General features: G+C 61.4%; 4 protein-coding genes and 1 pseudogene. 1 reads left to right on the top strand and 4 read right to left on the bottom strand.

The window, feature by feature from the left end; all coding sequences use genetic code 11:
• A pseudogene (locus ABWY06_RS23855) lies at nucleotides 1-202 on the bottom strand (gfo/Idh/MocA family oxidoreductase); the annotation flags it as partial.
• Nucleotides 203-399: 197 nt separating this feature from the next.
• On the opposite strand from ABWY06_RS23855, the gene ABWY06_RS23850 reads away from it, so the two are divergent.
• Nucleotides 400-1,407 (top strand): LacI family DNA-binding transcriptional regulator, encoded by a 1,008-nt coding sequence (locus ABWY06_RS23850; protein ID WP_150786741.1) that lies wholly within the window; start codon nucleotides 400-402, stop codon nucleotides 1,405-1,407.
• A gap of 1 nt (nucleotide 1,408) precedes the next feature.
• Here ABWY06_RS23850 and ABWY06_RS23845 read toward each other — a convergent pair whose 3' ends face one another.
• The 3 genes from ABWY06_RS23845 to ABWY06_RS23835 all read right to left on the bottom strand — a co-directional run.
• Nucleotides 1,409-1,867, bottom strand: coding sequence for a GNAT family N-acetyltransferase (locus ABWY06_RS23845; RefSeq protein WP_353928075.1), 459 nt, complete (start codon nucleotides 1,865-1,867; stop codon nucleotides 1,409-1,411).
• Between the two features lie 431 nt (nucleotides 1,868-2,298).
• Complete coding sequence (locus tag ABWY06_RS23840) at nucleotides 2,299-3,702, bottom strand: purine-cytosine permease family protein (protein WP_150786742.1); 1,404 nt, start codon at nucleotides 3,700-3,702, stop codon at nucleotides 2,299-2,301.
• 50 nt (nucleotides 3,703-3,752) lie between these two features.
• A partial coding sequence (locus ABWY06_RS23835; RefSeq protein ID WP_353928074.1) for a TorF family putative porin occupies nucleotides 3,753-4,330 on the bottom strand: 578 nt, incomplete at its 5' end.

Below are 4,330 nucleotides of genomic sequence, written 5' to 3'. Positions count from 1 at the left end.
GCCAGTCGTTGTAGCAGCGTGAGGCGGGCAAGCCCAAGGCTGCACCGCTGTCCTGATTGTTGCGCGCGTCGCGGCTGAAGGCGCCGCACACCAGCTCAAAATGTCCATCGAGGCCGGCAGCCTGGCGGTGGGCTTTGCCGATGAAGGCGCCCTCGCCGCCCCCGACGAAGCCCATGCGTATTTTTGGGGTTACAACGTTCATCGCGAATTTCTCTTGCTCGGGGGAGATTCAGACTCAGGATTGACTATGATGTAACCGGTTACATCATGCCGGAAATTTAGACTCGGTTGCTTGAGGTGTCAAACCCGGATGAGTCATCAAGATCATTTCAACGCACGGCCTGCCTGCGGTAAGCTCGCCGGCCACGCTGGCATTTACCGTTTCGTAACGAGGTTGTCTTGTCCAATATCCGTGAAGTTGCGCGCCTGGCCGGCGTCTCGGTGGCGACCGTGTCCAGGACACTGAAGTCGCCGGAACGGGTACTCCCAGAAACCCGGGACAAGGTCAATGCGGCGGTGGAACAGGCCGGCTACCGGCCGAACCTGATGGCCGTGCAATTTCGTTCGCGCAGGACCGGCAACCTGGTGATTCTGGTCCCGGCCATCGCCAACACGTTTTTTGCCCGGGTCATCAGCGGTGCCCAGCAGGCAGCACAAGCGGCCGGTTACCGCCTGCTGCTGTGCGACACCCAGGGTCGCGAGGACGTCGAACGGGAATTCGCCGCGCTGGCGCACGCCCATCAGGCCGACGGCGTGATCCAGTTGCGCGCCTACGACCCTTTCGAATCGCCCTCGCCAAACGGCGAGTCACCACCCATGGTCAACGCCTGCGAAGTGATCCAGGGCGGGCGTCATCCGACCATCAGCCTGGATAACCGCGCTGCCGCCAAGGCCATGACCGAGCACCTGATCGGTCTGGGCCACCGGCGGATCGGGTTGGTCAAAGGTCCGAAAAGCAGCCCGCTGACCCGCGATCGAGTGGCCGGCTATCACGATGCGCTGAGCCAGGCCGGGATTGCCTGCGACCCGGCGCTGGTCTGCCACGGCGACTTCACCTTGACCGCCGGTTTCGAGGGGGCGGGCGCGTTGCTGCAGCTGGCCGAGCGCCCCACTGCCCTGTTTTGCGAAAACGATGAAATGGCGATCGGTGCGTTGAAGCGCATCAAACAACAGGGGCTGCGGGTGCCTGAGGATATTTCCCTGGTGGGGTTCGATGACATTCCCTTCGCCGCCTACTGCGACCCGCCGTTGACCACCATCGCGCAACCGGCCGAAGTCTTCGGGCAGAAGGCGGTCGAGATGCTGATCGCCCTCATAGAGAAAAAACCAATCTTGCAGCGACATGTGGTGCTGCCATTCGAATTGACCCTGCGCGACAGCACTGCCGTACTCGACAGCGACGCTTGATTCAGCCCTGTTTCAAATCCAGGCAATAGGTGTAGTAGCCCGTATCGCGCACATACCCCAGCGACTCATACAGGCGTTGCGCCCCGTGGTTGTCCGTGGCCGTCTCCAGCACCAGGCCTTTCGCGCCGGTCAGCAGCGCAAAGGCTCGGGCGGTGTTCATCAGCAAGGTCCCGACCCCGCGACCACGGGCTGCCGGGGTAGTGAACAGGTCGCTGAGCAGCCAGGTGCGATGCGCGTCGATCGAGGAGAACGTCGGGTACAACTGGACGAACCCCAGCGCCTCGCCGTTGGCATCCTGGACGAAGAAGATTGCCGATTCGTCCCGGGCGATGCGCTCGGCGATGAAGTTGCGCGACTGGTTGAGGTTCGATGGCTGGCCGTAGAAACCGCGATAGGCGTCGAAGAGGCTGGCGATTTTATCGAGGTGGGATGGGTCGGCGCGCAGGGCCTGGAGTGCCATGTTGATCGTCTCCGAACGGATTGATTGATCAGCGGAAAAGGGAAATGTAGATCAAAAAATCACAGCGTGCGGGAGCTCGTAGGAGCAAGCTAGCTCCCACATGGAATCTTGTCCGGTCGAAATGGATGGGTCGGCTGTCAGGACGCCTTCGCCGGCAAGCCGGCTCCTACAAGTTTGAAATGCACTCGGATCCGAGAGCCAGGTCGGCCCGCAGGCCGCCTCGCTTTGGCTTTGGCTTTGACGGTGCACGCCCCATCGAGAGGCTTCGTTCCGGCTCTGCGCAGTGGGCCCACGGAGCAGGACCGGAGCCTGGGCGAGGCACCGAACGACAGGGGCAAGAGCGCTTGGTTACTTGGCGCTTTTCCAAGTGACCCGCCGTAAGGGTGGAACCTTAAGTCGCCGTTACCGCAGAAACGGATAGGTCCCGGCCTTCAGCTCCGCTCGGCAACTACCGCCGGCGCTGATGCCTTGGCCAGCCCGTAATACAGAATCCCCGGCACCACCAACCCCACTATCCAGGAAATATCCACCCCGCCGAGCTGCGCCACCATCGGCCCCGAGTAGAATTTGGTGGCGACAAAAGGCAGCTGGACCAACACACCGAGACCATACACGCTGATGCCCAACAGGTTCCAGCGCCCATAGCGACCTTGCGGATCGGACAATGCCGCAATGTCGTAGCGCTCCTTGTTGATGAAGTAATAATCCACCAGGTTGATCGCGCTCCAGGGTGTGAAGAACGTCAGCAGGAACAGGATGAAATACTTGAAGGTGTTCAGGAACGAATGCTGCCCCAGCAGCGCCAGCGTGGTGGACGCGGCGACAATCACCAACACGAACAGCATGCGTTGCCGGGCGGTTATCTGCAGACGGCTACGAAAGCCACTGATGATGGTCGCCACGCACATGAAGCTGCCATAGGCGTTGAGGGTAGACACCGTGACCTTGCCGAACACCACGCTCAGGTACAGCAGCGAGGCCATCACGCCGGTACTGCCCAGCCCGACGATGGTCGCGACTTCATGCCCGCGAAAATTCGCGCCGGCCAGGGCTGCGGCGAACACTCCCAGCACCATTGAGGCCTGGGCGCCAAGCACCGTGCCCAGGCCGACGGCGGTGAAGGTTTTCCAGGACGCGGTCTTGCTCGGCAGGTAGCGCGAGTAGTCGGCCACGTAGGGTCCAAAGGCGATCTGCCAGGACGCGGACAGGGACACCGCCAGCAGGAAGGTACTCCAGCCGAAATGGCGGTTTTGCAAGAGCAGGCCGATATCGTTGAGGGTCATCAGCCGGGTAAACAGATACACGAACGCAATGATGCCCAGCACGCTGGCCACCTTGCCGACCAGGTGGATGACCCGATAGCCGAACATGGTCAGAAAGGCGATGCAGGAGGCAAAAATCAGGATGCCGGCGCTGTCGCTGACATCGATCAATTGGGCAATGGCCTGCCCCGACAGCACCGCGCCGGTGGCGCTGAAACCGAGGTACATCAGGCACACCAGCACGATCGGGATCGCGGCCCCATAGACGCCGAACTGCACGCGACTGGAAATCATCTGCGGCAGCCCGAGTTTGGGCCCTTGCGCCGCATGCAGCGCAACCACCGCGCCGCCGAGCAATTGGCCGATCAGCAAACCGATGAGCGACCAGAACACATCGCCGCCCAGCACCACGGCCAGGGCGCCGGTGACAATTGCAGTAATCTGCAGGTTGGCGCCAAGCCACAGGGTGAACTGGCTGTAGAGGCTGCCATGCCGCTCGGCCTCGGGAATGAAATCGATCGAACGGGTCTCGATCAGGGGACTTCGCTGCTGACTATCGCTGACCTTGGTCATTGCGCTGTTTTCCTTTGAGGAGCTTGTTTTTATTGTGTGGGCTTGCAGGCTTAGAACGTCTTGCTGGCACTGGCGACCACCGTCGCCGTGCACAGATCGTCGTAGCCATACCAACCTGCGCATTCGCTTTTCGACAGGTCGGTATCGATGTAGCTCAGCCCCCAGGTCACGCCTACGAAGTCACGGCTCAACTTGGCTTCCCACTCGTAATAGGCCTCGCGGCTGTCGCCGTTGGTGGTCCAGTAGGCCGGGTCTTTGACATCGCCGCGCCCCACGCGCACGTTCAGGCCCAGCTCGGCCGGCAAGGCGAACTGATAGCTGAGGTAGGTGTAAAGGGTGTCCTGGTCTTCGCCAAAGACGTTCGGCGTATCGTTCGAGTAGTGGGCGCCGAGCTTCACGCCATACAGGTCCAGGATGGCGTAGATTTCACTGAGGTTGAATTGGCCTTCCTTGGGATAGTCGTACTTGATGTAGCCCAGGTCGAGGCTGATGGCCTCGGTCGCCTGCCAGTAGTAGCCGGCGTAGTACTCGAGTTCCTGCCGGGTCTTGAACTCGCCGCCGAAATCGACATTCGAGGTCCAGGCGCCCACGTACAGGCCGCTGCTGTGCACCAGCGTGGCGCTGGCCT

This window comes from Pseudomonas sp. (assembly GCF_040514055.1).
Lineage (GTDB): Bacteria > Pseudomonadota > Gammaproteobacteria > Pseudomonadales > Pseudomonadaceae > Aquipseudomonas.
The sequence above is the reverse complement of the archived record's forward strand: the minus strand, read 5'-3'. Positions and strand labels throughout refer to the sequence as shown.

Coding starts and splice junctions, on each gene's coding strand:
- ABWY06_RS23845 (WP_353928075.1), bottom strand. CDS start 1,867: ATGGCACTCCAGGCCCTGCGCGCCGACCCATCCCACCTCGATAAAATC.
- ABWY06_RS23840 (WP_150786742.1), bottom strand. CDS start 3,702: ATGACCAAGGTCAGCGATAGTCAGCAGCGAAGTCCCCTGATCGAGACC.